General features: G+C 65.5%; 16 protein-coding genes and 1 riboswitch. Of the genes, 8 read left to right on the top strand and 8 right to left on the bottom strand.

Annotated features, from left to right (window positions below; all coding sequences use genetic code 11):
- Window positions 1–8: 8 nt before the first annotated feature.
- Entirely contained in the window at window positions 9–2,957 is a 2,949-nt protein-coding gene (locus tag JN280_RS11905) for an ATP-binding protein (protein WP_202312386.1), read from the bottom strand.
- 361 nt (window positions 2,958–3,318) lie between these two features.
- Here JN280_RS11905 and JN280_RS11900 point away from each other — a divergent pair, with 361 nt between their 5' ends.
- Both JN280_RS11900 and JN280_RS11895 read left to right on the top strand, forming a co-directional pair.
- Window positions 3,319–5,877: a TIGR02302 family protein gene (locus JN280_RS11900; RefSeq protein ID WP_202312384.1), complete on the top strand. Its 2,559-nt coding sequence runs from the start codon at window positions 3,319–3,321 to the stop codon at window positions 5,875–5,877.
- 503 nt (window positions 5,878–6,380) lie between these two features.
- Window positions 6,381–7,601, top strand: coding sequence for an IS4 family transposase (locus JN280_RS11895; RefSeq protein ID WP_244741793.1), 1,221 nt, complete (start codon window positions 6,381–6,383; stop codon window positions 7,599–7,601).
- Window positions 7,602–8,122: 521 nt separating this feature from the next.
- On the opposite strand, the gene gap is transcribed toward JN280_RS11895, so the two are convergent.
- Window positions 8,123–9,133: a type I glyceraldehyde-3-phosphate dehydrogenase gene (gene gap / locus JN280_RS11890; RefSeq protein ID WP_202312382.1), complete on the bottom strand. Its 1,011-nt coding sequence runs from the start codon at window positions 9,131–9,133 to the stop codon at window positions 8,123–8,125.
- A gap of 186 nt (window positions 9,134–9,319) precedes the next feature.
- The gene (gene tkt / locus JN280_RS11885) at window positions 9,320–11,311 is read right to left on the bottom strand and encodes a transketolase (protein ID WP_202312376.1); all 1,992 of its coding nucleotides are present in this window, start codon (window positions 11,309–11,311) and stop codon (window positions 9,320–9,322) included.
- 356 nt (window positions 11,312–11,667) lie between these two features.
- Between tkt and JN280_RS11880 the strand changes: the two genes are divergently transcribed.
- From JN280_RS11880 to JN280_RS11860, 5 genes are all read left to right on the top strand, one after another.
- The gene (locus tag JN280_RS11880) at window positions 11,668–11,940 is read left to right on the top strand and encodes a DUF4164 domain-containing protein (RefSeq protein ID WP_202312375.1); all 273 of its coding nucleotides are present in this window, start codon (window positions 11,668–11,670) and stop codon (window positions 11,938–11,940) included.
- Between the two features lie 4 nt (window positions 11,941–11,944).
- Window positions 11,945–12,310: a cell division protein ZapA gene (locus JN280_RS11875; RefSeq protein WP_202312374.1), complete on the top strand. Its 366-nt coding sequence runs from the start codon at window positions 11,945–11,947 to the stop codon at window positions 12,308–12,310.
- Window positions 12,311–12,560: 250 nt separating this feature from the next.
- Complete coding sequence (locus JN280_RS11870; protein WP_202312373.1) at window positions 12,561–13,697, top strand: acyltransferase family protein; 1,137 nt, start codon at window positions 12,561–12,563, stop codon at window positions 13,695–13,697.
- 65 nt (window positions 13,698–13,762) lie between these two features.
- Window positions 13,763–14,866, top strand: coding sequence for a glycosyltransferase family 2 protein (locus JN280_RS11865; RefSeq protein WP_202312371.1), 1,104 nt, complete (start codon window positions 13,763–13,765; stop codon window positions 14,864–14,866).
- On the top strand, window positions 14,863–16,002 hold the full coding sequence (locus tag JN280_RS11860; RefSeq protein WP_202312369.1) for a glycosyltransferase family 2 protein: 1,140 nt from the start codon (window positions 14,863–14,865) through the stop codon (window positions 16,000–16,002). The genes JN280_RS11865 and JN280_RS11860 overlap by 4 nt, the downstream gene beginning before the upstream one ends.
- A gap of 13 nt (window positions 16,003–16,015) precedes the next feature.
- On the opposite strand, the gene JN280_RS11855 is transcribed toward JN280_RS11860, so the two are convergent.
- From JN280_RS11855 to JN280_RS11835, 5 genes are all read right to left on the bottom strand, one after another.
- A complete protein-coding gene (locus tag JN280_RS11855; protein ID WP_446720822.1) occupies window positions 16,016–17,770 on the bottom strand; it encodes an ABC transporter ATP-binding protein in 1,755 nt (584 codons plus the stop codon).
- Window positions 17,771–18,203: 433 nt separating this feature from the next.
- On the bottom strand, window positions 18,204–19,562 hold the full coding sequence (locus JN280_RS11850) for an IS1182 family transposase (RefSeq protein ID WP_202312365.1): 1,359 nt from the start codon (window positions 19,560–19,562) through the stop codon (window positions 18,204–18,206).
- Window positions 19,563–19,711: 149 nt separating this feature from the next.
- The gene (locus JN280_RS11845; protein ID WP_202312363.1) at window positions 19,712–20,188 is read right to left on the bottom strand and encodes a GNAT family N-acetyltransferase; all 477 of its coding nucleotides are present in this window, start codon (window positions 20,186–20,188) and stop codon (window positions 19,712–19,714) included.
- Between the two features lie 91 nt (window positions 20,189–20,279).
- Window positions 20,280–22,106 (bottom strand): ABC-F family ATP-binding cassette domain-containing protein, encoded by a 1,827-nt coding sequence (locus tag JN280_RS11840; protein ID WP_202312361.1) that lies wholly within the window; start codon window positions 22,104–22,106, stop codon window positions 20,280–20,282.
- A 2-nt stretch (window positions 22,107–22,108) separates the two neighbouring features.
- On the bottom strand, window positions 22,109–22,756 hold the full coding sequence (locus JN280_RS11835) for a thiamine diphosphokinase (protein ID WP_202312357.1): 648 nt from the start codon (window positions 22,754–22,756) through the stop codon (window positions 22,109–22,111).
- Window positions 22,757–22,857: 101 nt separating this feature from the next.
- Window positions 22,858–22,985, top strand: a riboswitch (TPP riboswitch).
- Between the two features lie 42 nt (window positions 22,986–23,027).
- Between JN280_RS11835 and thiB the strand changes: the two genes are divergently transcribed.
- Complete coding sequence (gene thiB, locus JN280_RS11830) at window positions 23,028–24,029, top strand: thiamine ABC transporter substrate binding subunit (RefSeq protein ID WP_202312356.1); 1,002 nt, start codon at window positions 23,028–23,030, stop codon at window positions 24,027–24,029.
- Window positions 24,030–24,592: the final 563 nt, after the last annotated feature.

Raw genomic sequence — 24,592 nt, 5'->3', positions numbered from 1 at the left:
GACACGGACTACCGCAAGGCGACGAGACCGAACTGCCGGCAAAGCACTCTCTCCTCGGCCAGGTCGCTTGCGACGAGCGGGCTGTCCGGCTCGATCTGCGAGCGCAGACGCGCGCGCAGGCCGACACCCTGGGCGATCCGGGAGGGACTGTCGATGGCGCGAACGGCCTCGACGGCGCGGTCGATCGCGGCCAGTCCCGATGCTGTCGCCCCGCTGCGGAACAGTGCCTCCCCGTAACCCGCGTCCAGATGGAATAGCTCGAGGCGCCCCGTACGCTTTTCGTGGCCGTGCCGAAGCCATGCCTCCACCATGCGCACGGCCTCCTCCGCCCGGCCGCAGCGGGAAAGCGCGGTTGCCAGATGGCCGACAAGGTTCGGCTTGATGGCGTCGTAGCCGTTGCGCTCGCTCGTTTCGAGTGCCGCGCTGAGACATTGCTGCGCTTCCTCGTCGCGCTTGAGCATGATCAGGCAGCGTCCGAGGGCAAGCCGTGCCAGCACCTCGGAATAGGCATCGCCGGCGGAAACCGCAATATCGAGCGCTTCTTCGGCATAGGAGAGGCCGAGGGCGAAGCGGCCGACCTCCAGGACGAACCAGCTCATGAAGCCGCGCGCCATGGAGCTTGGTATGGCGGCCGCGCCGAGCCGGGCGGTCCTGAGCTCGCCTGTCAGCATCTCGCACAACTCGCCCAGCAGTGCGATGGCGCGCTCGATCGCGCCCATCCCGTGCAGCGCATTGGCGACCATGAGCTGCGACGCGAAGATCAGCGGTACGTGCTCCTGTGCCCGGGCCATCGCCGATGCCGTTTCCCCGTGTCGCAGCGCCTCCGCATATCTGCCCTCGAACCAGCAGACCATCGCCATATGGCACAGCGCGGCACAGACCTTGTCGGGGCGGTTCTGCTTCTCGGCCAGTTCCATCGTTCGCGGCAGATAGGCGTTCATCCTGGCGAACTCGCCGATCTGCAGCATCTGCGCGAAGACCATGAGGGTGAAGTCGACGAAGCGCGGCTCTGCCGGTTCTCCGATGCGCTCGATGCAGCGCATGGCCCGCTCGAAGATGAGATAGAGCGAGCCGACGGCCGAGGAGCGGCGCGCCTGCAATGCCGCCAGCCACAGATATTCCAGCGCGGTTCCGTCGTCCTGCGCCCCTTCGGCATGGAAGGCCAGACGCTCGTAATATGGGCCTGGATCGGCATGAAGCGACCTGAGCGCCGCGTGCGCTGCCCGATGGATTTCCCTGCGTCGGTTGCCCGGCAGCATCTCCGAGCATGCCTCGGCCACGATCGCGTGGCGGAAACGGATCCATGCCCCGGTCGACGGGTGGATGATCTCCAGCCGCTCTAGCTCGGATCGGGCGCTGCGAAACGTCCCGGCGTCCAGTCCCAGCGTCCGCAGCGCGAGATCGGTTTCGACCTCCTCCCCGAGCAGGCTCAGCGCCTGTGCTGCAGACTTGGCCGTCGCCGGCAGCCGGTTGAGGCGGGCATGAATGACGGATTCGACGCTTTCCGGCAGGAGCCGCGCATCGGCGGTGCCGTCGCTCGCCAGCGACAGGATGATCTGCTCGAGAACGAAAGGAACGCCGTCGGCCCGATCGATCGCCTTCTCGATCAGACCCGGCGGCGGCTCGGTGCCCGGCCAGAGCCGGCGCGCCATTTCCTGCATGTCCTCGCGCGGCAGGGAATCGAGCCGCAGGAGCGTCCCGACGACATCGTCCAGCTCGGTCGACGTCTCGGGTCGCCCCGTAAGCAGCAACGAGCATGTTGCCGAAGCGCCGGCGAGCAGCTTCAGGCAATTCATGCTCTCGAGATCGAGGTGATGGATGTCTTCCACCACGATCAGGGCGGGAGCCTTGCTCGCCAGGATCCTGGTCAGGGTCTCCACCAGCTTGCGGGCGACCTGGGTCGGCGTCATCGGGCTGGCGTGATCACCCCCGTCGGCCCGCCCGAAGTAAAGGACCGCTCCGAGCGCGTCGCCTGCTTTTTCCGCGCCTGCCTTTCCAAGTGCCGCGGCGATTTCTTCGTCCGATGCCGTGTCGCCCAGGAACAGTGCTCCCAGGATGAGCGAACGTATGGCTGCATAGGGCGTCGTTCTTTTGCGGCTGTCGCAATGGAAGATGAGGACGAGCATGCCGCTTGCCTGCGCGTCCTCGATGGCTGCGGCAGCCAGTCTGGACTTGCCGATGCCGGGCTCGCCGATGATTGCGACGGTTCGCTTTGCGCCTGCCGGCTCGGACTGAGCCTTGCGCAGGACTTCCCGCTCCGCGCTGCGGCCGATCAGGGGAAGCTGGTAGCTGCGCAATATGTCATGCGCCGCCGGTCGTCCGGGGCGGCTCAGAAGACGGAAAACGCGCGCCTTGACCTTTTGCAGGGCGGGAAGGTCTTCATGGGGCTGCAGGACGAGTTCCGATCGGCACAGCTCCTGCGTCCGCGAGCTGATGAGGATGCCGTCGGGCGGCGCGCGTTTTTGGAGCGCGGCCGCGATATGCACCGTGCCGCCGACGGTGTCGAGGCGACTGCCGAAGCCGATGTCCAGCTGCCGAAGCCCGACCAGCCCTGAATGGACCCCGACGCGAAGGCGGATGGGACGACCGTCGGCGTCGCGCAGCGGCGCGGCGTCGAGCGCCGGCTGCTGGATCAGCCAGGCGGCCTCGCATGCCCTGTCGGCATGATCTTCCTGCGAGTCCGGCCATCCGAACACGGCGACGCCGCCGTCGCCCGAGAAGCTGACGAGCATGCCGCCGGCCTGCCGCACGGCGCCGCCGACATGGCGGAATATCGGATCGAGGAATTGCTCGGCCTCGTCTGGGTCGACCCCCGCTATATGGTCCGTGGAATCGATCGTGTCCGCGACGAGGATGGTGACGATGCTGCGCTCGGCATTGGCCGCGAGTTCCGCTGCCGTGCCGGCGGGTCGGCCTTCGGCACTTGCTTGGGGAGCGGACGTCGCTTCGTCTGGCACGGCGGCACATCCGGCGGGAGGGCTCGACGCTTCATTGTACCGCAGAAGAGACGGCCGCGCACAGACGACGAAAGGTTGTTTTTCCGGTATCCATCGCCTGAGAGCACGGCAGGCAAGGATTGATGTCCGCGCTTCTCATGACGGATTTCGGGCCTGCAAGGCGGCTGGGCGGTCTTCTTCATCCTTCGCCTTGCGATGCGTTTCATGGTTTCGGGCCTTGAGCGGCGGGCGGGTGTGGTCTCGGAGCACCCTCACCCGGCTCGATCACGATTTCGCAACTTGCCTCGTCTTTGCCGCGATCGATGTTATGCTTTGTTTGAGAGGATCCGCGCCATGAAGGCGCGTTCCAGCGGAAAGGCCGATGGCGGAACACGGAAGCGAGAGCGGGATGTCTGGCGGACGGCTCACCCGCACACGCATCACCACGCGGGCCGCCATGGTCCTTGAGCGGATCTGGCCGCTCATCCTGCCCCTTCTCGTCGTCGTCAGCCTGTTCCTCACCGTTTCCTGGTTCGGCCTGTTCCGGCTGATGCCCGACACGCCGAGGCTGGCCCTCGCCGCCTGCTTCGCGCTTGCGGCTCTCGCCGCGCTTTATCCGCTGCGTTTCTTCCGGATGCCCACGGCCCGGGAGGTCGATCGCCGTATCGAGCGGGCCAATGCGCTTTTGCACTCGCCGGTGTCGGTCCAGACGGATCGGTTGAGCGGCAAGGGCGGCCTGTTCGCCGAAGCACTGTGGCGGGAGCACCGCAGGCGTATGGCCGCGCGGCTCGACGACCTCGGGAGCGACCTTCCGAGGCCCCATGTCCCCGAGCGTGACCCTTGGGGGCTGCGCGCATTGGCAGCCCTTCTGCTCGTCACCGCCTTCGCCTTTTCCTTCGGCCCCTTCGGCGGCAGCCCTGACGACGCCTTCCGCGCCCATGCCGGCCGCGACGTGCTGCCGCCTCGCATCGACGCCTGGGTGACCCCGCCGGCCTACACCGGCAAGCCGCCGATTTTCCTGACCAGCGATGCCAACCAGAATACGGCGGTCTTCACCGTGCCGACGGGCAGCGAGGTCGCGCTGCGCGTCGCCGGCGGCACGGGCGAGGAAACCCTCGCCTACACCGATGCCGCGGGAAACAGCCGCGAAATCGCTCCCAAGGCGCCCGCCGATGCGGCGCAGCCGGTCGGGGCCGGCGCCACGCGTCAGTTCGCGGGAAAGCTGGAAGCCGACGGCGTGCTCAGCTTGAAGTCCGGCGCGTCAGCGCTGAACAGCTGGAACTTCGCCGTCATCCCGGACAAGCCGCCGGCCGTCCGCTTCTCCGGCGAGCCGAAACGCGCCCTGAACGGCACGCTGGAGCTCAACTACGAAGTCGAGGACGACTACGGCGTCGCCTCGGCCAAGGCGGAGTTCGAACTCGCCGATCCGCAGGCGCCGGATGCGCGCCCGCTCTACGAAGCGCCCGAAATGTCGCTTGCGTTGCCGCGTCGCGGCGCCAAAGGGCCGGCCGCCAGGACGACGCGCGATCTCACCGAGCATGCCTGGGCGGGAGAGCGGGTCAAGGTGACCCTCAAAGCCGTGGACGCCGCGAAACAGGAAGCGTCGAGCGAAACCAAGACGATCGTCATGCCGCAGCGCCCCTTCAGCAACCCGCTGGCCAGGGCGGTGGTCGAACAGCGGCGCATCCTGGCGCTGGACGCCAACCGCAAGGCGCGGGTGCTGGAGCTTCTCGACGCCATAACGCTGCGGCCGGAGGACACGATCCCCGAGCTGTCGCATTATCTCGCATTGATGAGCGCCAGGACGCGCCTCAAGGTGGCTTCGACCGACGATCAGTTGCGCGACGTCGCGGACTATTTCTGGCAGATCGCGCTCGGCATCGAGGACGGCGACCTGTCGGCCGCCGAGAAGCGGCTCGCCCAGGCCCAGGAGGCCCTCAGGCAGGCGCTGGAGAACGGCGCCAGCGACGAGGAGATCGACCGGCTGATGAAGGAGCTGCGCGAGGCGATGAACGAATTCCTCAGGGAGTTCGCCGAACGGGCCCAGCAGAATCCCAATCTCGCCGACCAGATGCCGCAGCCCGGCCAGGAGCTTCGCCAGAGCGACCTCGATCGCATGCTCGACCAGATCGAGAACCTCGCCAAGTCGGGCAGCCGGGACAAGGCGCAGGAGCTGCTATCGCAGCTGCAGGACATGATGAACAATCTGCAGGCGGGACGCCAGCAGCGGCGCGGACAGAGCGGCCAGGAAAACAGCGAGATGCGCCAGCGCATGGACGAGCTGGGCAACATCATGCGCCGCCAGCAGGAGATGATGAACGAAACCTTCCGCATGGACCAGATGCAGCGCGGCCAGCGCCAGCGCGGTCACGGCCAGCAGGGCGAGCAACAGGAAGGCCAGCAGGGCCAGCCCGGCGAGCAGGGCCAGAGCGGGATGTCTCCGGAGGAGTTCGCCGAAGCGCTCAAGCAGTTGCAGGAGGGCCAGGGCCAGCTCCGCAAGGACCTTGAAGCTCTCATGAAGGGACTGGAGGGCCTCGGCATCCAGCCCGGCGAGGGTTTCGGGGAGGCCGGCGAGGCCATGGGCGAGGCCGAGGGAGCGCTCGGCCAGGGCGAAGGCGAGCGCGCCACGGGCGAGCAGGGCCGCGCGCTGGAAGCGCTGCGGCGCGGCGCCCAGGACATGATGAACCAGATGATGCAGGCCATGCAGGGCGAGGATGGCGGCGGCCAGGAAGGCGGCCGTCAGCAGAGCTCCGACCGCGACCCGCTCGGCCGGCCGCGCGCGACGACGGGCCCCGATTTCGGCGATTCGGTCGAGGTGCCCGACGAGATCGACGTCCAGCGCGCCCGCCGGATTCTCGATGCGATCCGCGAGCGGCTTGGCAATGCGTTGAGCCCGCAGCTCGAGCGGGAATATCTGGAACGATTGCTCGACATGAAGTGAGCGACCTTCGGCCGACGGTCCCCTGATCGAAAAATTCGCCGCAAGAGCCGGTGCTCTGCGTCGGCCTGGTCACTTCTTGATGACCCACGCTGTTTCCGCGTTGACTTCGGCTCCACGGCGATGGAATTCTTGACCGGCGATTTCACGATGGGAAGCTACGCCGGTTCATCGCTGTCGCCTTCCAGTGCTCGCTTTGCAAACCTCGACCGCATGCGTCGCCCCTGCCATGGAAGCGGGGTGGAAAGCCTTTTGATTTCAGTCGGATAAGGCTTTGCCAGATACCCCTCTCTGTCCACCTGATATCTCCCCCACAAGGCTACGACATTCACACATCGTGGGGGGCGAGTTGCGGTGTCGGCGAAAGTCTGACTCCCTGTTGCTGTGATTCGGCTGATGGAGAGGCAGATGGACCTTGGTTTTGGGGAGTTCGGAGACGCTCGCCTGAAAGATGCGGGGTTTTTTTGCATGAGCGGCTGGTGTCGGCGGGTGGCTGGGGGAGCAGCGTGCGCGCGCTGGGCGGCGGCCGCTCCGGCGAGATGCGGATCACGCGCTTTCTGCACAACCCGAAGGTGACGGTCGGCGCGATGCTGGAGACGGCCTCGGCCCGCACGTGCTTGCAAGTTGGTGGCCGTCATGTGCTGGCGATCCAGGACACGACGTCTGTTCGGGTGGACGAAAAAGGCATCGGCCTGTCCGTGCACCCGCTGATTGCCGCGGATGCGACCAGCGGCTTTGTGTTGGGCCTTGTCGATGCGTTCTTTCTGGATCGCCGCGGTGGTGTGAAGGCGACGCGCACCAAACGGGACTTCGCGGACAAGGACAGCCGGCGCTGGCTCGACGGCGCCGAAAGCGCGCGCCGGCTGTGGGACGCCGGCGCGACCTGCGTGACGGTCGTCGAGGACCGCGAGGGGGACATTTACGAGTGCTTCGCCTTCAAGCCGGACCATGTCGAGAAGCTGGTACGGGCCGCGCAGGACCGGCTTCTGGCCGACGAGACCCATCTGTTTGCCGCCGCAGAGAGCTGGCCCGAAGCCGGGCAGATGACGGTCGCGTTGCCGGCCATTCCGGGCCGCAAGGCCCGCACGGCCACTCTCGGCGTGCGCTTCGGCCGTGTCGAGATCGCAAGGCCCAGGAACCGCAAAGCCCAGGCGGGAACCCGGGTGCTGCCGAAGACCGTCACGCTCAGCATGGTCGATGCCCGCGAAATCGATCCGCCGCACGGCCAGGAGCCGGCGCATTGGCGGCTGCTCACAACACATCAGGTCACCGATCTGGCCGATGCACGGCGCATCATCGGCTTTTATCGTCTGCGCTGGACCATCGAGCAGCTGTTTCGGACCACCAAGACAAAGGGCTTTGACATCGAGGCGCTTCGCCAGCAGGAGGGCGGGCCGCTGGAAAAGCTCGTAACAGCAACCCTCATCGCCGCCGTCACGGTGATGCAACTCGTTGCCGAGCGCGACGGCAAGCTCGAGCGGCCGCTCAGCGACGCCTTCGATCCCGACGACCAACCGGTGCTCGAACGCGTCAGCCACAGCCTTGAGGGAAAGACCCAGAAGCAGAAAAACCCCCATCCCAAAGGCACATTGGCCTTCGCTGCCTGGGTCTTCGCACGGCTCGGTGGATGGACCGGATATTACGGAAAGCCCGGCCCCATCGTCATGCTCAGAGGCCTCACCAAATTCCACGCAATCAAGCATGGCTGGACCCTCCGAGATGTGTGAATCTCGTAGCCCACAAGGGGGGAGACTGGCCGGCCGCTTGGATTTCGCCAATCGTCGACGTCGCAGGACGAGTGCCGTGATCGATGACAGCCAGTCTCCCCCCTTGTGGGGGAGATATCAGGTGGACAGAGAGGGGTGCGAAGACACGCGGCACTTTTCATCCAGGATGGCGCCCGACGCCGGCAGGCGGATGAGGGGCGGCGCCAGACCGTCAAAGTCCGGGGCAGCCGCCTCTGATGAAGAAACTCTGCAATCTGACCGGATGATTGAAATATCCAATTTCTTGACGCCCGTTCCGAGGCAGAGAAGAAGCAGGTGTTGTCCTGCAGATTTCCTGTTGTTTACAGGGGAAAACGCCTCGATCGTCGCAGTCAGGTGGCCGCAGCTTATGATCAGAAAATCCAACCGCTTCAAAAGCTACGCGGTCCGGAAAGCGACGGCAGGCTTGCTTCTCCGGATGCGAAACGGGCCCCGGCCTTTCAGCCGGAGCCCGCGTCCTTGTCCGATGCTCGAAGCCGCGATCAGGCGATGGTCTGGCCGAGGGCCACGGCGGTGTCGGCCATGCGGTTCGAGAAGCCCCATTCATTGTCGTACCAGGACAGCACCGACACGAAGTTGCCGCCCATGACCTTGGTCTGGTCGAGCGCCAGGGTCGAGGAATGCGGATCGTGGTTGAAATCGATCGACACATTAGGGTGATGCGTGACGCCCAGGATGCCCTTGAGCTTGCCCTTGGAGGCGGCGATGACCGCCTCGTTGATTTCCTCGACGGTGGTGTTCCGGCTCGCCACGAACTTCAGGTCGACGACCGACACGTTCGGGGTCGGCACGCGGATCGACACGCCGTCGAGCTTGCCCTTCAGCTCGGGCAGGACGAGGCCGATCGCCTTGGCGGCACCCGTCGACGTCGGGATCTGCGAGAGCGCGGCGGCGCGGCCCCGGTAGAGATCCTTGTGCATCGTGTCCAGCGTCGGCTGGTCGCCGGTGTAGGAGTGGATGGTGGTCATCATGCCCTTTTCGATGCCGACCGCGTCGTTCAGAACCTTGGCCAGCGGCGCCAGGCAATTGGTGGTGCAGGACGCGTTGGAGATGACGACATGGTCCTTGGTCAGCTGGTCGTGGTTGATGCCGTAGACCACGGTCAGGTCGGCGCCGTCCGACGGAGCCGAGACGATGACGCGCTTGGCGCCGGCCGTCAGATGGGCGGCCGCCTTCTCGCGCGCGGTGAAGATCCCCGTGCATTCGAGCGCGATATCGACGCCGAGATCCTTCCAGGGAAGCTGCGACGGATCCTTGATCGCGGTGACCTTGAACTTGTCGCTGCCGATGCTGATCGTGTCGCCATGGACTTCGACCTCGCGCGGGAACCTGCCATGCACGCTGTCGAAGCGCAGCAGATGGGCGTTGGTCTCGACCGGGCCGAGATCGTTGACGGCGACGACGTCGATATCCTTGCGGCCGGATTCGTAGATGGCGCGCACGATGTTGCGGCCGATGCGGCCAAATCCGTTGATGGCAACTCTGACGGTCATATCTTTCTCCCGGGGAGCGTGAAAGCGGGTTGAAACGGTGCCCGCCGCTTCTTAACCATGGCCGCGCCAAGAATCCAGCGGCTGCCGACGGTCAAATCGTTTGAACGGAATCCACGGCGGAGCGGGCTTTTGTCGCGCCCCGCCATGCGCCCTTGATCAAACCGGTTTGACCAAGGGCCGGGGGCCTCAACGCCTGGCCAGATGCGCCGTGACAGCCTGGACGGCCGCATCCGCGGTGATGCCGAAATGCGGGTAGAGCTGCTCGATCGTGCCGCTCGCGCCGAAGCCGGTCATGCCGATGAAGATGCCGTCGGTGCCGATGAAGCGGTCCCAGCCCTGCCGGATGCCCGCCTCGATGGCGACCCTGACGGGAGCATCACCGAGGATGGCGGCCTTGTAGCTGTCGGCCTGCTTCTCGAACAACTCGAAGGCGGGAACGGACACGACGCGTGTCGCATGGCCCTGCGCCTGCAGCAGGCTGCGGGCGGCCAGCGCGATCTCCACTTCCGACCCGGAGGCGAAGATGGTGACCGCAGCCGCGCCGTCGGCCTTGGCCAGTTCGTAGGCGCCGTAGCGGCACAGGTTCTCTTCCGTGTATTCGGTGCGCACGGCAGGCAGATTCTGGCGCGTCAGGGCCAGCGTCGACGGCGTCTTTGGCGTCTCCAGCGCGATCTGCCAGCATTCCGCCGCCTCGGTCGCGTCGGCCGGGCGGAACACGGTGTGGTTCGGGATGGCGCGCAGTGCGGCCAGGTGCTCGACGGGCTGGTGGGTCGGGCCGTCCTCGCCGAGGCCGATGGAATCGTGGGTCATCACGAAGATCGTCCGGATGCCCATCAGCGAGGCGAGACGCATCGCCGGACGCGCATAGTCGGAGAAGCACAGGAAGGTGCCGCCATAGGGGATGACGCCGCCATGCAGCGTCATCCCGTTCATGGCCGCGGCCATGCCGTGCTCGCGGATGCCGTAATGGACGTAGCGGTTGCCGTAGTCGCCCGCGGCGATCGCCTTGGTCTGGCTGGTCTTGGTGTTGTTGGAACCGGTCAGGTCGGCCGAGCCGCCGATCGTCTCGGGCACGATGCCGTTGATGACTTCAAGCGCCATCTCGGAGGATTTGCGGGTCGCGACCTTCGGCCTGTCGGCGGCCAGCTTCTGCTTGTAGTCGGCGATCGCGGCGTCGAGTCCGCCCGGAAGCTCCCCGCGCATGCGCCGCTCGAACTCGGCGCGGACCTCGGCATCGGCGACCGCGAGCCGCTTCTCCCATGGCGCCCGCTTCTTTCCGGCATTGAGGCCGGCCAGGCGCCAGGCGTCGAGGATGTCGGAGGGGACCTCGAAGGGTGCGGCGTCCCAGCCGAGCGTCTTGCGGGCGGCCGCGACTTCATCGGCGCCCAGCGGCGAGCCATGCACCTTGTTGGTGCCGGCCTTGGTCGGCGCACCGAAGCCGATCGTGGTCTTGGCCGCGATCAGCGTCGGCCGGTTGGAACCGCGGGCGCGCTCCAGCGCGTCGGCGATCTGGTCGGGGTCGTGGCCGTCGCATGCCAGCGTATTCCAGCCGGACGCCGCGAAGCGCGCGAGCTGGTCCGTATTGTCCGCAAGCGACACGGGGCCGTCGATGGAGATGTTGTTGTGGTCCCAGATGACGATCAGCTTGCTGAGCTGCAGATGGCCGGCCAGCGCCAGGGCCTCCTGCGAGATGCCTTCCATCAGGCAGCCGTCGCCGGCCAGCACGTAGGTATAGTGGTCGACGAGGTCGTCGCCGAATTTGGCGTTGAGGATGCGCTCGGCGAGCGCCATGCCCACCGAATTGGCAAGGCCCTGGCCGAGCGGACCGGTGGTCGTCTCGATGCCGGCGGCGTGGCCGTATTCGGGATGGCCGGCGGTGCGCGATCCGAGCTGACGGAACCTCTTGATTTCGTCGATCGTGACGTCTTCGTAGCCGGTCAGATAGAGCAGCGAATAGAGCAGCATCGACCCGTGCCCCGCCGACAGCACGAAGCGGTCGCGATCGGGCCAGCGCGGGTTCTTCGGATCATATTTCAGGAAGCGCGTGAACAGCACCGTCGCGATGTCGGCCGCGCCCATCGGCAGGCCGGGGTGCCCCGAATTGGCCTTCTCGACGGCGTCCATGGAAAGGAAGCGGATCGCATTCGCCATCCGGTCGTGTTTTTCGCGGTTGCTCATGATCGCTCGCAGGGTTCGGAGGGTTTCGGGGGCGATTGGCCTGGCCCCTTCCAAGGCTGGGGGACACATAGCAGTTGGCCGTATGGAGTCAATAAATCGGGTTGCGTCGCCGCGTCACGCCTAAAACGATTTAACAAGCACCTATGGTCGATCAGACCGCCAGCTTGCACCAAAGCCGAGTGGCCCGGACGAGCCTTGCCGGCGGGTAGGGCCGCCACACCCGGCTCGCCGGCACAAATGGAGGGGAAAGCGCCAAGAGCTTTGTTGACGCCCGCTTCGCGCCCCGCATAAGCTTTCCCGGGCAACGCGTTTGGAATGCGTGCGATTCGATGCTGGGCGGGCTTGGAACAGGAGCCATGACCGGAGAAGCAACACTCAAGGAGGTCATCGGACGGCTCGGCAAGGCGATCGAGGCGTTGGAAAATGCCGTGACCGCGCGACTGGAGCAGGACCAGGACTATTCCGAGGCCGAAGCCGAAGTGCAGCGCATGAACGCCGACAGGGCGCGGCTCGCGCAGGAGCTGGACAATTCCGAGGCGCGCGCCGAGCGTCTCGAGGAAGCCAACAAGGAAGTCTCCCGCCGGCTCGTGACCGCCATGGAAACCATTCGCGCCGTGCTCGACAGGTGACGCCATGCCGCAAGTGACCGTGACGATCGACGGCAAGCAGTATCGGATGGCCTGCGACGAAGGCCAGGAAGAGCACCTGATCGGTCTTGCCCAGCATTTCGACCGCTATGTCTCCCATCTCAAGGATTCCTTCGGCGAGATCGGCGACCAGAGGCTGACAGTCATGGCCGGGATCATGGTCATGGACGAGCTGTCGGAACTGCAGAAGCGCGTGAAGGGCATGGAGAGCGAGATCGTCACGCTCCGCAAGACCCGCGACGACGCTCTGATCAAGGCCGACAAGAACGACGCCGCCCTGACCGGCGCGCTCGGCGGCCTGTCCGACCGGATGGAAGCCCTGGCCGCGAAGCTGACGGCAAAGCGGACCTGAGCCGCCTCGAGCCCATTCGCCTTCCTGGACGCAAATTCCCGGAACGGATCGTGCGCTCCCTTGGAGCCACGCGAACGCATCCGAAACTGTCGCCGAATTGCAAGCCGACAAGGCAGCCAGCGGCAAAGTAGAGACTGCGATCACATCCTGTATCGCAGTGCAACACTCAATTTCTTGCGCCGCAATATCAACACCACTAACAGTCTAGAATGGGGAGCGTAACGATCTGCACGGTTCACTCTCGAACCGAATGCGGGGATTCAACTTGTACGATAGACAGCTCGATAGTGTCAGGGCCCTCGCCGTTCTCCTGGTCCTTTATGCGCATTTTGCAGTGCCGGGCTCCAACCTTGGACATCTGGGTGTCCGTCTCTTCTTCGTCCTCAGCGGTTTCCTGATCACCCGCATCCTGCTGCAGGCACGCAGAAGCGCGGATTTCGACCTGCGACATGCGCTGAAGTTCTTCTATGCACGGCGCGTGCTTCGGATTTTCCCAGCCTATTTCGCCATGCTGGCATTTGTCGGAGCGATCGATCTGGAGCAGGCCCGGGACGGGCTGGCGTGGCAGGCGCTGTTCCTCTCGAACTTCTGGTATGCGGTCCGCGGCGAATGGATGCCCTGGGTGCTGGTGCATAGCTGGACGCTCAGCATCGAGGAGCAGTTCTATCTCGTCTGGCCGCTGATCATGCTCACAGCGCCCATGCGTTTCCTCGGGCGCATCTGCATCGCCTTCATCGCATTGTCGCTCGCCTACCGCCTCTGTTGGCCGCTCACCGGCACGCCGACCATCGCCCGCGACCTGCTTCCTCCGGCCTCCATGGACGCGCTTGCCGCCGGGGGCCTTCTGGCGGTCTGCCGCGCCGGGACGGCAGCCTGGCCGCGCGGACTGAAACCCGCGGCGCTGATCCTGGGCGGCGCCTTTATCGTCTTGTCCTGGCTCGATCCCAAGCCGACCGGCCCGCTTCTCCAGTGGCTGCTGTGGATCGCGAGGGAAGTACTTCCTCTTGCGCCGCTCGTCGTTCTCGTGGGCCTCGCATCGACAGGGTTCAAGGGCGCAGTCGGCAGGTTCATCGACTGGTCGCCGCTGCGAGCGCTCGGCCGCATCAGCTACGGCCTCTATCTCTACCACATCGTCGTGCTGGCGCTGGTGATCAAGGCCCAGCCATGGATCCCGATGGATATGTCCGACTACGGGCTGGGCTGGCTGACTGTGGGCGGCGCGGCGACCCTGGCGGTTGCTTACCTTTCATGGCTGCTTCTGGAAAAGCCGATCAACGGCTTCAAGCGTTACTTCCCCCTCACACCATTGGTCGCGCCCGGGACGGAGGTCGATCGGCCCCCAAAGACCAGGGCCGGGACTGGCCATCCCGCGATGGAGGCCGCGTGATCCCACCCCCGCCACCAATGGTCGAAGCGCGACCGGCGACGACGGCCCGCCGCCAGGGAAGAGGTATGCCCCTCGTCTCGGTCCTCCTGCCGGTCTACAACGGCGGCGCCTATCTCGACGCGGCGCTCGGCAGCATTCTTCGGCAGGATTACAGGCGGATCGAGGTCATCGCGATCGACGATGGTTCGACGGACGCCTCGCTTCGGATTCTGGAGAAGTTCCGCAGGGCCGACAGCCGCATCCGCATCGTATCGCGCGAGAACAGGGGACTGATCGCGTCATTGAACGAAGGACTGGAACTGGCCGGCGGCGAGCTCGTCGCGAGAATGGATGCCGACGACATCGCCTATCCGTTCCGTCTGTCGCGCCAGGTGGCGGTGTTACAGCGGGACCCGGCGGTCGCGATCTGCGGCGGCGGCGTGGACAGCCTCGTCGGCAGCCGCCTGTTCCGCGGAATCGGGGACCCGATCTTCGCAACCGGGGATCTGCGTATCCTGTCGCTGTTCTTCACGATCTTCATCCATTCGACCGTGGTCTACAACCGAGACGTGCTCCCGGACGCGCTCCTGCACTACGACGCGCGTTACCCCCATGCCGAGGATTTTGACCTGTTCAGGCGGATAACCGCGCATTTCCCGGCGGTGATGATGGAAGAGAGCCTGATCGCCTATCGCACGCATGACGGCAGCGTGACCAGCCGGCACAAGAAGCGCATGCGTGCGACGCATCTCAACATCGTCGGCGAAAATCTTCGGCAAGAAGGTCTAATGCCCGATCACCGACTGCTTCGCTCGATCGCCAAAGAGGCAACACCCGAATCCGTGCGCGCCGCCGCCGACTATGTCCTTCGGCTCGAGACGGCGGTTGCGGCGACCTCGGCGCCGTCGCGCACGAGCTACGAAGCCGGCTGGCTCAATCTCTTCTATTTCATCTACACGATGATCGCCGACGAGAAGCGGCCGGAGTTGACACGACAGTTCCTGGACGAGACCGGCAAATGGGGACTCATCAGGCGGCGTGAGAGATACGCCTGGCAGGCCGGCTCCCTCGCACCGGGGCTCAGCCTTCTTTCCCTGGCGGCGAACAAGCGCCTGGGCGAGGCGATCCGCTACATGAGTTCGGTGCCCGCCTCATCCATACTTCCACCTGCCGGGCATTGGCAGGAATGAGCGGCCGTTCGAATCCGGTCGCGGCGCAATGCGACCCGCGCGAAGGCATGCCACGGCACGCCCATGCCGACCGGGACCATCCGCTCCGGGCAAGTTTCATTGTGTGCACGCGCAACCGCGCCGCTGCGCTGGAAGCCTGCTTGCTGTCAATTGAAGATGCATCGAAGGCCCGTCCTCAATGCCATATCGAAGTCGTGGTGGTCGACAACGGCTCGACCGACGGCACGGCGCAGTTGCTCCCGCGACTGGCCGATTCGTCGGAATTGCCGATGACGATTGTTTCGGAGGCGCGACGGGGGCTGGCCGCGGCACGCAACGCCGGTATGGCGCGTGCGCGGGGCAATATCCTCGTGTTCGTCGATGACGACATCCGGTTGAGTCGCCACTATCTCGATGATCTGGAGCGACACTATGCAGAAGGGGACGGCTGCATCATCCGCGGCGGCCGTGTCGAACTGGGCGATCCTGCAGACCTCCCTTTCACCATAAAGACCTCGCCCGCGACCGAGCGTTTCGTGCGCGCGACCCATCCCGGCGGCTTCATCCAGGGCTGCAACATGACGATGCACCGCGAAGTCGCGGCGCTCGTCGGCTCGTTCGACGAGCGTTTCGGCGCAGGTGCCGCCCTCCACGCGGCAGAGGACACAGACTTTCTGCTGCGCGCCCACCTATTGGGCATCCCGGTCGAATATGTGCCCGACATGACCGTGTTCCATCACCACGGGCGGCGGACGCGGCGAGCGATCCGCTCGATCTATGCCAACTACAACATTGGAAACGGCGGCCTCTATGCAAAGCACTGCCGCAGCGCCCCCTGGCTTTTGCGTCACCTGTATTGGACCGGGCGTTCGGCCTGGAGAGAGAGTCTCGGAGGACCTTGCTTCGATGAGGGGCTGCGTCTGTCCTACTGGCCGATGGTTGCGATGAACCTGGCCGGAGTGCTCAAGTTCATAGCCCTGGCACTGCTGGGGCGCATGGCAGGAAACAGGCTGGGGCAATTCCGGCAAGGGCGCGCAAGAGACTCGCGCCCGGAGTTGCGCAGAACAAAGGACAGGAGCACTTCCTCGAAAAGCGCAATTGACCCGGACGCAGGCGCGGGCGAGGTGGTGATTATGGAATTCGATCGACGCAGTTGAGGAGAAGGCCGCCTCAATTCGCCGCCTCATATTCGTAAAGCGCATCCATCTCGAGCGGCCCCAGCGCGGCCAATGGTCCCTGCCCTTTCACGCGGCCCTCGCTCAGCACCACGATGTCGTCGCAAAACGAGATCGTACTGCGATGATGGCTGATGACGATCGTCGTGCGTTTGCCCGCCCTCGATTTGAGCGTCTCGATGATCGCTGCCTCGGAGAGGCCGTCGAGGGCATTGGTCGCTTCGTCGAGGATCAATATGTCTGGGTCGCGCACCAGGGCCCGCGCCAGCGCGATGCGTTGCCGCTGACCGGCCGAAAGGTTCGCGCCTCGATATCCGACGATCGTGTCGTAGCGCTGCGGCAGTTCCTCGATGAAGGCATGCGCCTCGGCGAGTTTCGCCGCGCGCTCGGCATCGGCAGCCGTGGCCCGCTCCTGCCCGTAGATGATGTTGTCCAGTATCGTTCCGTCCACCAGTTCCAGATCCTGGCTGGCCAGCGCGATCTGGCGTCGCCACTGCACGGGATCGATCTGGTCGAGGGGGATGCCATCGACGAGGATCGCACCGGCGTCGGGATCGACGAACCGGCACAGCAGATTGACGATGGTCGTCTTGCCGGCACCCGACCGGCCGACCAGCGCCGTCGACCGTCCCGCGCGGATCTCGAAACTGGCCGACTGCAGGACCACGGCGCGGGTTTCCGCGCCGGCATAGGTGAACGACACTTCGTCGAACTGGACGTGTCGGCTCAGTCCGTCATAGGGCAGATTGCCATGCGGTGCCCTGGGCTTGTCGGACGAATCCAGCAGCCACGTCACTTCCTCGAGCGATCCGCTCCAGCCCTGGAACTGGCTCCAGGCGTACTGCAGGGCCCGGACATGCGGCTGAAGGCGATAAAGCAGGATCACGAAGGCGGCGATCAGGGGAAAGCTCACACCGCCCAGGGCGGCGCCGACGATCACCCCGAGGAACAGCGCGGCGTGGAGCGTCTCGGAAAGAAGCGGCAACGACCCTTGCCGGACCTGCAGCGAGAAGGCCGCGCGCCGCACCGCATCGGATGCCGTGTCGAACACCGCCTTTTCCCTTACCTCCTGGCCGAAGATCCGCGTCAGACGCCCTGCGTGGACGAGATGCAGCATGCGCGAGGCAAGCTCGCTGTTGAGTGCGGTGACACGGCGGCTCGGCACCTTGAGGCTGGCCGAAAGCAGGGCATGCACGGCCTGGATCGCGAACAGGCCGAGTGCGACGAGCAAGGTCATCTTCCATGACAGGAGCAGAAGGAAAGCCAGGAGGATGATCGCCGCCGAAGCATTCACGAGGATCGCAAGTCCGGTCTGGATCGCGTCCGAGGCGCGCCAGGACTCGTTCGAAATGATGTTGAGCAGCCGTCCGGGACTTTGCTGCAGGAAGAAGGAATAGCCCACGCGCAGCAACTGCTCCGACAAGGCGCTTCGGATCGAATGGCCGGCCTTGCCATAGATGAAAGCGGTGAGCACCGTGTTGGCGTAGGCGATGACGTTCTTGAGGATGATCAGGGCAAGAATGAAGCCGGCGATCACCATCAGGCGGACGTCGTCGCTCAGCGTCTGGCCGAAACTCTGGAAGATCGCCGAAAGGCCGCTCATTTGAGCAGACGCCGCGCCGCCGGTGATGATGCCCAGCAGGGGGATGACGAGGCCGATGCCGATGCCTTCAAGTCCGGCGCCGACGAGGCCGAGGAGCACCACTGCCGGCAGCATGCGCGACCGGGAACCGAGCGCTTTTTTCATCATCGGGAACGCTGGAGGCACCAGACGCGACATTGTCACACCGACAAAGCATCAAGCACGCCGCAGGACGCCGCCATGCTTGCCAACGTTATGTCTCGAATTTGCCGCATCTGGGCTGGAATCGCCTTCCGTATTGTCGCCGCCCCTGCTCGACGAGCCTCGCAATGCCCTGGCTTGAAGCCGTGCCACGTGGCGCGGACGATCGAGTTCCAGGGTCCAGTTGCCGAGGCACCTACGACCACAATGTGGCACCCTTTGGACGACATTCGCGTTCCGGCCGGCGTGCTCCCCCAACGCTAGCAGCCTGTCGGGCTGGGGCAATTGAGATTGAGTGAACAGGGATGGGTCGGCGAAAATTTCATGATCTGGGTCTTTTGATGATGCACTTCGGCCCTTCGACGATGGATCGAGCGGCGCCGGAATGGGCGCCACGCCCTCATGCCCGGCAGAGGGCGAACATCCGCTTCATGTTCCAGGCCATGGTGACCAGGTTCCACTCTCCTTTGACGTTTTCGAGGCCGCGCAGGTGAAACTGTCGGAAGCCCATGACCGATTTGATGATGCCGAACACGGGCTCGGGTGTCTGCTTGCGCAGCGCATAGACCTTGCGGCCTTCCGGCGTCGCCAGCCGATGCTGCATCGCCTCCACCGGTGTCGGGTTCTGCGGCGCCGGCGGCGCGGCGGCGAAGCGTTCCTTCCAGGATCGATTGTGGTGCTCACGGCCCGGTGCGATCATCGGCGTGATCCCGGCCTCGACGCAGGCCGCGACATTGGCCTGGCTGAAATAGCCGCTGTCGGCCAGCAGCGTCTCGGCGCTGCCCAGCGTTGCGGCAACGGCGGCCAGCTTGTCCAGCATCGGCGCGATCTGCTGCTTGTCGTTGGCCGCCTGCACCACGTCGTTGCAAACCACCAGCATGCTGCCGGCCGCCACCGCGGCCTGGGCGTTGTAGGCCTGATCGAAGCCGCCGCCGGCCACCGGCATGATGCGCGAATCCGCGTCCGTCAGATTGACCTGATCCTTGGGTCCCGGGTCGGCGGTCGGCGGCAGTGGCGGCTTGCCGCCGGGCTTGCGACCGCGCTTCTTCGCCTTCTCTTCGCGCGCCTTCAGCTTGGCTTCATGCTCGGCCTGCTCGCGCCCAAAGCGCTCCCTGGCACGCGCCTCGATCGTCGCCTTGGCCTCGGCGATCCGCCGCAGCCGCTTCTCGCGAAGGGCCAGTTCCTCGGGAACCGACATGCCGTCCGGCACATCCGCCTTGTCGGCCGCCTCGGCCAGCGCCATCAGTTCCTTCACCTCGGTCTTCAACTGCGCCTCGATCCTGCTCGCATGCTCCCAGGACAGCGCGCTGTGCCGGCTGGCATTGGCGTGCACCTTGGTGCCGTCCAGCGCCACCGTTCCAAGCTTCAGCATTCCGGCTTCCCGGGCCAGCACCAGGACCTCGGTGAACAGCCGCTCGATGTCACCAAGGAAGCGACGGCGGAAGGCGGCAATGGTGTCGTGGTCGGGATGGTCGTTGGCGGCGATGAAGCGAAACGCCACCGAATCGTAAGTCGCCCGCTCCAGCTTGCGGCTCGAGAAAACCCCGGTGGCGTAGCCGTAGACCAGCAGGCCAAGCAAGACGCTCGGATGATAGGAGGCCGAGCCCGCGCCGCGATAGGCCTTGACCGTCCGCGACAGGTCCAACTGATCGATCACCTCCACCACGAAGCGCGCCAGATGCCGCTCCGGCAGCCATTCGTCCACCGAGGGCGGAAGCAAAAAACCCGTCTCACGGTCGACCTGGCGGAAATTGCTCATTGGCGGCGCTCAATCCAGGAGAATCAATCCATGAAACTGAATCGCATCTTGGATGCCGCCTCAAGTCCGACAGGCTGCTAGGATATCAGCGCCGGATGATGCAGTGCAACATCGTATCGCCTCGTGGCGTGCCCGCGACAAGATCCGGTCTATCGCCCCGCCGGGTCTGCCAACAGCAGTTCAAGCCTTGGAAGGAACCGCCCCGGTATCGAGCCCGAGGCAACGACGCCGGCATCGGTCGCTCCCATCCTGCGATAGAAATCGGCCGCACCCGGATCGGCATCGATGACCAGCCGCGCCGCGCCGAGTTCCGCTGCCCGGCTCACCGCCCAATCCAGGAGCCGCCTGCCGATGCCGGTGCGCAGGATTCCGGGATCGATGAAGAGCTTGTCGAGATGGAGGTCCGCCCCTTCCGGCGTGATCTGGACGACCCCAACGAGCTTGCCGTCGACCTCGGCGACGTGCAGCAGCCCGGGATCGAGATCGGCCGGCCGGATCGACAGTTCCGCGCGGCAGGCCTCCAGGAAGGCCGCGTCATAACCCCACACTGCCTTCGAGCGCAGGCAGAGCGCGCTGAGCTCGCCACATTCGCCGTCTCGCGCCGGTCGCAAAAGGACATTGGTCATGCTGGCATGATGCCGGTGCGGCCCCCGGCCGGCAAGCATCCGGATCGGCCACTTCCTGGTGCAGACGAGGATGGCTCGGACGCTGCTCCGCTCAGGCGCCCTCGATCTCTTCGCGCAGCATCTCCAGCTCGAGCCACTCCTCTTCCATGGCGGCGAGGCTGGCGCGTTCCTTGTCGAGCGCGGCGACCGTCTTGTTGAAGGTCGCTTGATCGCGCGAGAAGAGAACCGGGTCGGCAAGCTTCTCCTCGAGCCTGGCGACGACGGCTGCGGCTTCCTCCATCTTCTTCGGCAAGGTCTCGAGCGCGAATTTCTGCTTGTAGGAGAGTTTTTTCGCCGGTCCCTTCGGCGCCTCGGGCGCCTCCTTTGCGGCAGAGCCGCTGCCAGCGGCGCCGTTCTTGGCGCGCGCCGCCTTGCGGTCATCGAGCCTGGTCCCGCCGCGCTGGGCGAGCATGTCGGAGTAGCCGCCCGCATATTCGATCCAGCGGCCGGCACCGTCGGGCGCGATGGTGCTGGTGACGGTGCGGTCGAGGAAGTCGCGGTCGTGGCTGACTAGGATCACCGTTCCGGGATAGCCCGCAACCAGTTCCTGCAGCAGTTCCAGCGTCTCCATGTCGAGATCGTTGGTCGGCTCGTCGAGAACAAGCAGATTGGCCGGGCGGGCGAGCACCCGCGCCAGGATCAGCCGCGCCCGCTCGCCGCCGGAGAGTTCGCGTACCGGCGTGCGGGCCTGTTCGGGCTTGAACAGGAAGTCCTTCATCCAGGAGACGACATGACGCTCCTCGCCGTTGACCACGACCGTCTCGCCGCGCCCGTCGGTCAGGTAGTGCGCCAGCGTCTCCTCGGGGTCGACCGCTTCGCGCTTCTGGTCGAGCGTGGCGATCTCGAGATTGGTGCCGAGCCGGACCGTACCGGTATCGGACGCCAGCGCGCCGGTGAGCATCTTGAGCAGCGTCGTCTTGCCGGCGCCGTTGGGCCCGACCAGGCCGACGCGATCGCCGCGCTGGATGCGGGTCGAGAAATCGCGGACCACGACGAGATCGCCGAAGCTTTTCGAAATGCCCTTGGCCTCGATCACCAGCTTGCCCGATTCTGCCGCCTCGCTGGCGACCATGTTGGCCAGGCCTTCGGCGCCGCGATGGCTGCGGAACCGCTGCCGCATCGCCTGCAGTTCGCCCAGCCGGCGCATGTTGCGCTTCCTGCGCGCTGTGACGCCGTAGCGCAGCCAGTGCTCCTCGCGGACGATCTGGCGGCCGAGCTTGTGCTGCTCGCGCTCTTCCTCTTCGAGAAGGATGTCGCGCCACTCCTCGAAATGGCCGAAACCCTTGTCGAGGCGCCGCGTCTGGCCGCGGTCGAGCCAGACCGTGGCGCGCGACACCCTCTCCAGGAACCGCCGGTCGTGGGAGATGACGATCAGTGCGGAGGAAGAGCGGATGAGTTCCTCCTCCAGCCATTCGATCACCTGCAGGTCGAGATGGTTGGTCGGCTCGTCGAGCAGCAATATGTCGGGCTCAGGCGCCATCACCTTGGCGAGCGCGGCCCGCCTTGCCTCGCCGCCGGAAAGATCGTCGGGACGCTCGTCGCCGGAGAGACCGAGATGGTCGAGAAGATAGGTGACGCGATGCGGATCGTCGGCAGGCCCGAGCCCCGCCTCGACATAGGCGCGGACCGTTGCGAAATCGTCCATGTCGGGGGCCTGCGGCAGGTAGCGCACGGTCGCCGAAGGCTGGCGGAAGACCTCGCCATCCTGCGGCTCGGCCAGCCCGGCGGCGATCTTGAGCAGCGTCGACTTGCCGGAACCGTTGCGGCCGACGAGCGCGATCTTGTCACCGACCGAGGCCGAGAGTGCTGCGCCGTCGAGCAGCGGCGTGCCGCCGAATGTGAGCCTGATATCGTCGAGGCGGAGAAGCGGTGGCGCCATGGTCAGAATGCGTTCGTATCCGGGAAGGGATGGGCAAGCAGCAGCGCACGGCCCGAGCCGAGTTCGACGGAGAGCTCACCTGTGACCTCGTTCGAGACGGTCAGCGACGAGCCGAACGGCACCTCGACCGCCTTGAGGGGCCAGCGCGCGCCGCGTAACGTCAGGCCAGAGAGATCGCTGAACCCCAGCACGCTGAACAGCGTGCCGGGTTCGTAGTCGAAGGCGGAGCGGCCGGGCAACAGCGGCACGCCTTCCTGCGCGCCGCTGGTCAGAAGCACCGGCACGCCCGCTTCCGCCAGACGGATGGCGAGCGCCAGATGCAGCTGGGCATGATCGGCGCGGGGGCCGCCGAAAGCCCCGGCGATCACCAGCGACGTTGCCCCGCGCGACAGCGCGGCGTCGATCGCGAGTTCGCCATCGGTCTTGTCCTTGCCCGAGGGAAAGACCTTGCGCGGCACCTCGGGATAGCTTGCCGCCATCGCCAGGGAAACGGAATCGAAATCGCCCACCCAGAGTTCCGGGGCCAAGTCGAGCGTGTCGGCGTGGCGGATGCCGGAATCGGCAGCGATCACGCGCGCCCCCGCCGTTTGGGCGTCGAGGCGGGGCGTGCGGATCAGGTCGCCGCCGAGCAGAATGGTGAAGATGCTCATGGCGCCCGCCTCTATCAGGGGTCGGGCAAAAGGGAAAGGCGTGACGCCGGAGCACTTGAAACAACCGCTTGCCGTGTCCCCTCGCCGGCTCTATGTCTGGACTTGCTCTAACGGGGTGCCGGTCGCGCAAGGGTCGCGAGCCGGCTGAGAGGCAAAGGGCGAAATCCCCTGCCAACCCGCTGAACCTGATCCGGCTTGTACCGGCGGAGGGATTAGATGCGTTCGCTCATCCGACGCCTTTTCCCTGTCAACGCGACGCAAGGAGGTGCCGATGCGCGTGAAGTTCCTGTCGATCCTTACCGCAGCCCTCGTGCCGCTGGCCTGGCCGGCGGCGGCCGAAGGCAAGCTTACCGTCTATACCTATGAGAGTTTCACCGCCGATTGGGGCCCCGGGCCGCAGGTGGAGAAAGCCTTCGAAGCAGAATGCGCATGCGACCTGCAATTCGTGTCGGTGGCCGACGGCGTCGCTCTGCTCAACCGGGTCAAGCTCGAAGGCGGAGCCACCAGGGCCGACATCGTGCTCGGTCTCGACACCAACCTGACGGCCGAGGCCAAAGCGACGGGCCTGTTCGCGCCGCACGGCGCCGGCCTTGCCCCGCTCGCCGTGCCGGGCGGCTGGAACGACGACGTCTTCGTCCCCTACGACTACGGCTACTTCGCCGTGGTCTATGACAGCGACAAGGTCGCAAACCCGCCGAAAAGCCTGGAGGAACTGGTCGAAGGCGACCCGCGAGAGAAGATCGTCATCCAGGACCCGCGCACATCGACGCCCGGCCTCGGGCTGCTGCTCTGGGTGAAATCCGTCTATGGCGACAAGGCCGGCGAAGCCTGGGCGAAGCTGAAGCCGCGCGTGCTCACCGTCACGCCCGGCTGGAGCGAGGCCTATGGCCTGCTCACCAATGGCGAGGCGCCGATGGTGCTCTCCTATACCACCTCGCCCGCCTACCACATGATCGCCGAAAACAGCGAACGCTATAAGGCGGCCGCCTTCGAAGAGGGGCACTATCTGCAGATCGAGGTCGCGGGCGCGACCGTCAACGGCGCGAAGAACCCGCTGTCGCAGAGGTTCCTCGCCTTCATGACCGGCCCCGCCTTCCAGGACGTCATCCCGGAAACCAACTGGATGCTGCCCGCCGGAAAGACTGACAAGCCGCTCGACCCGGCCTTCGGCAAGCTCGTCCAGCCGGGCAAGTCCCTGCTGTTCAGCGCCGAGGAGGTGGCGAAGAACCGCAAGGCCTGGATCGACGAATGGCTGGCGGCGATCAGCAAGTAGGAGGCGGTCGACAGACAATGTCGCCCTCCTTCCCCCTGCCGCGATCCTCTGCGTACCTGCAGTCTTGGCGCCGCCCCTCATCCGCCTGCCGGCACCTTCTCCCCGCGAGCGGGGAGAAGACCGATGTCCTCTGCGATTTCGCCAATCGTCGAGGCTGCAGGACCAGGTGCCGTCATCGCGGCAGGCAGTCTTCTCCCCGCTTGCGGCTAGGACATGCATACCTCGTGGAATACCCCTCATCCGACCTCGCTTCGCGAGGCCACCTTCTCCCACAAGGGGAGAAGGTAAGAGTTGCAGAAGCGTTCCGGCCAATCGTTGACGTTGACGATTGGCAGAGCAGCCAAAGCCAGGCTCCGACCTTCTCCCCTTGTGGGAGAAGGTGGCCTCGCGAAGCGAGGTCGGATGAGGGGTCGCCCGGGTGCAAAGGCCGCAAGGCACGGCTAAGTAGGCGACTCGGCGGCCATAAGAAACGTCTTGGCCCGCAGAAAATATGCGCATGCCCTAGCCGTATGCGGGGAGAAGAAGGTGCCGGCAGGCGGGGTGGCGCAAACCTCCCAGGGCAA

Origin of the sequence: Mesorhizobium sp. L-8-10, from assembly GCF_016756635.1 — a bacterium.
Lineage (GTDB): Bacteria > Pseudomonadota > Alphaproteobacteria > Rhizobiales > Rhizobiaceae.
The sequence above is the reverse complement of the archived record's forward strand: the minus strand, read 5'-3'. Positions and strand labels throughout refer to the sequence as shown.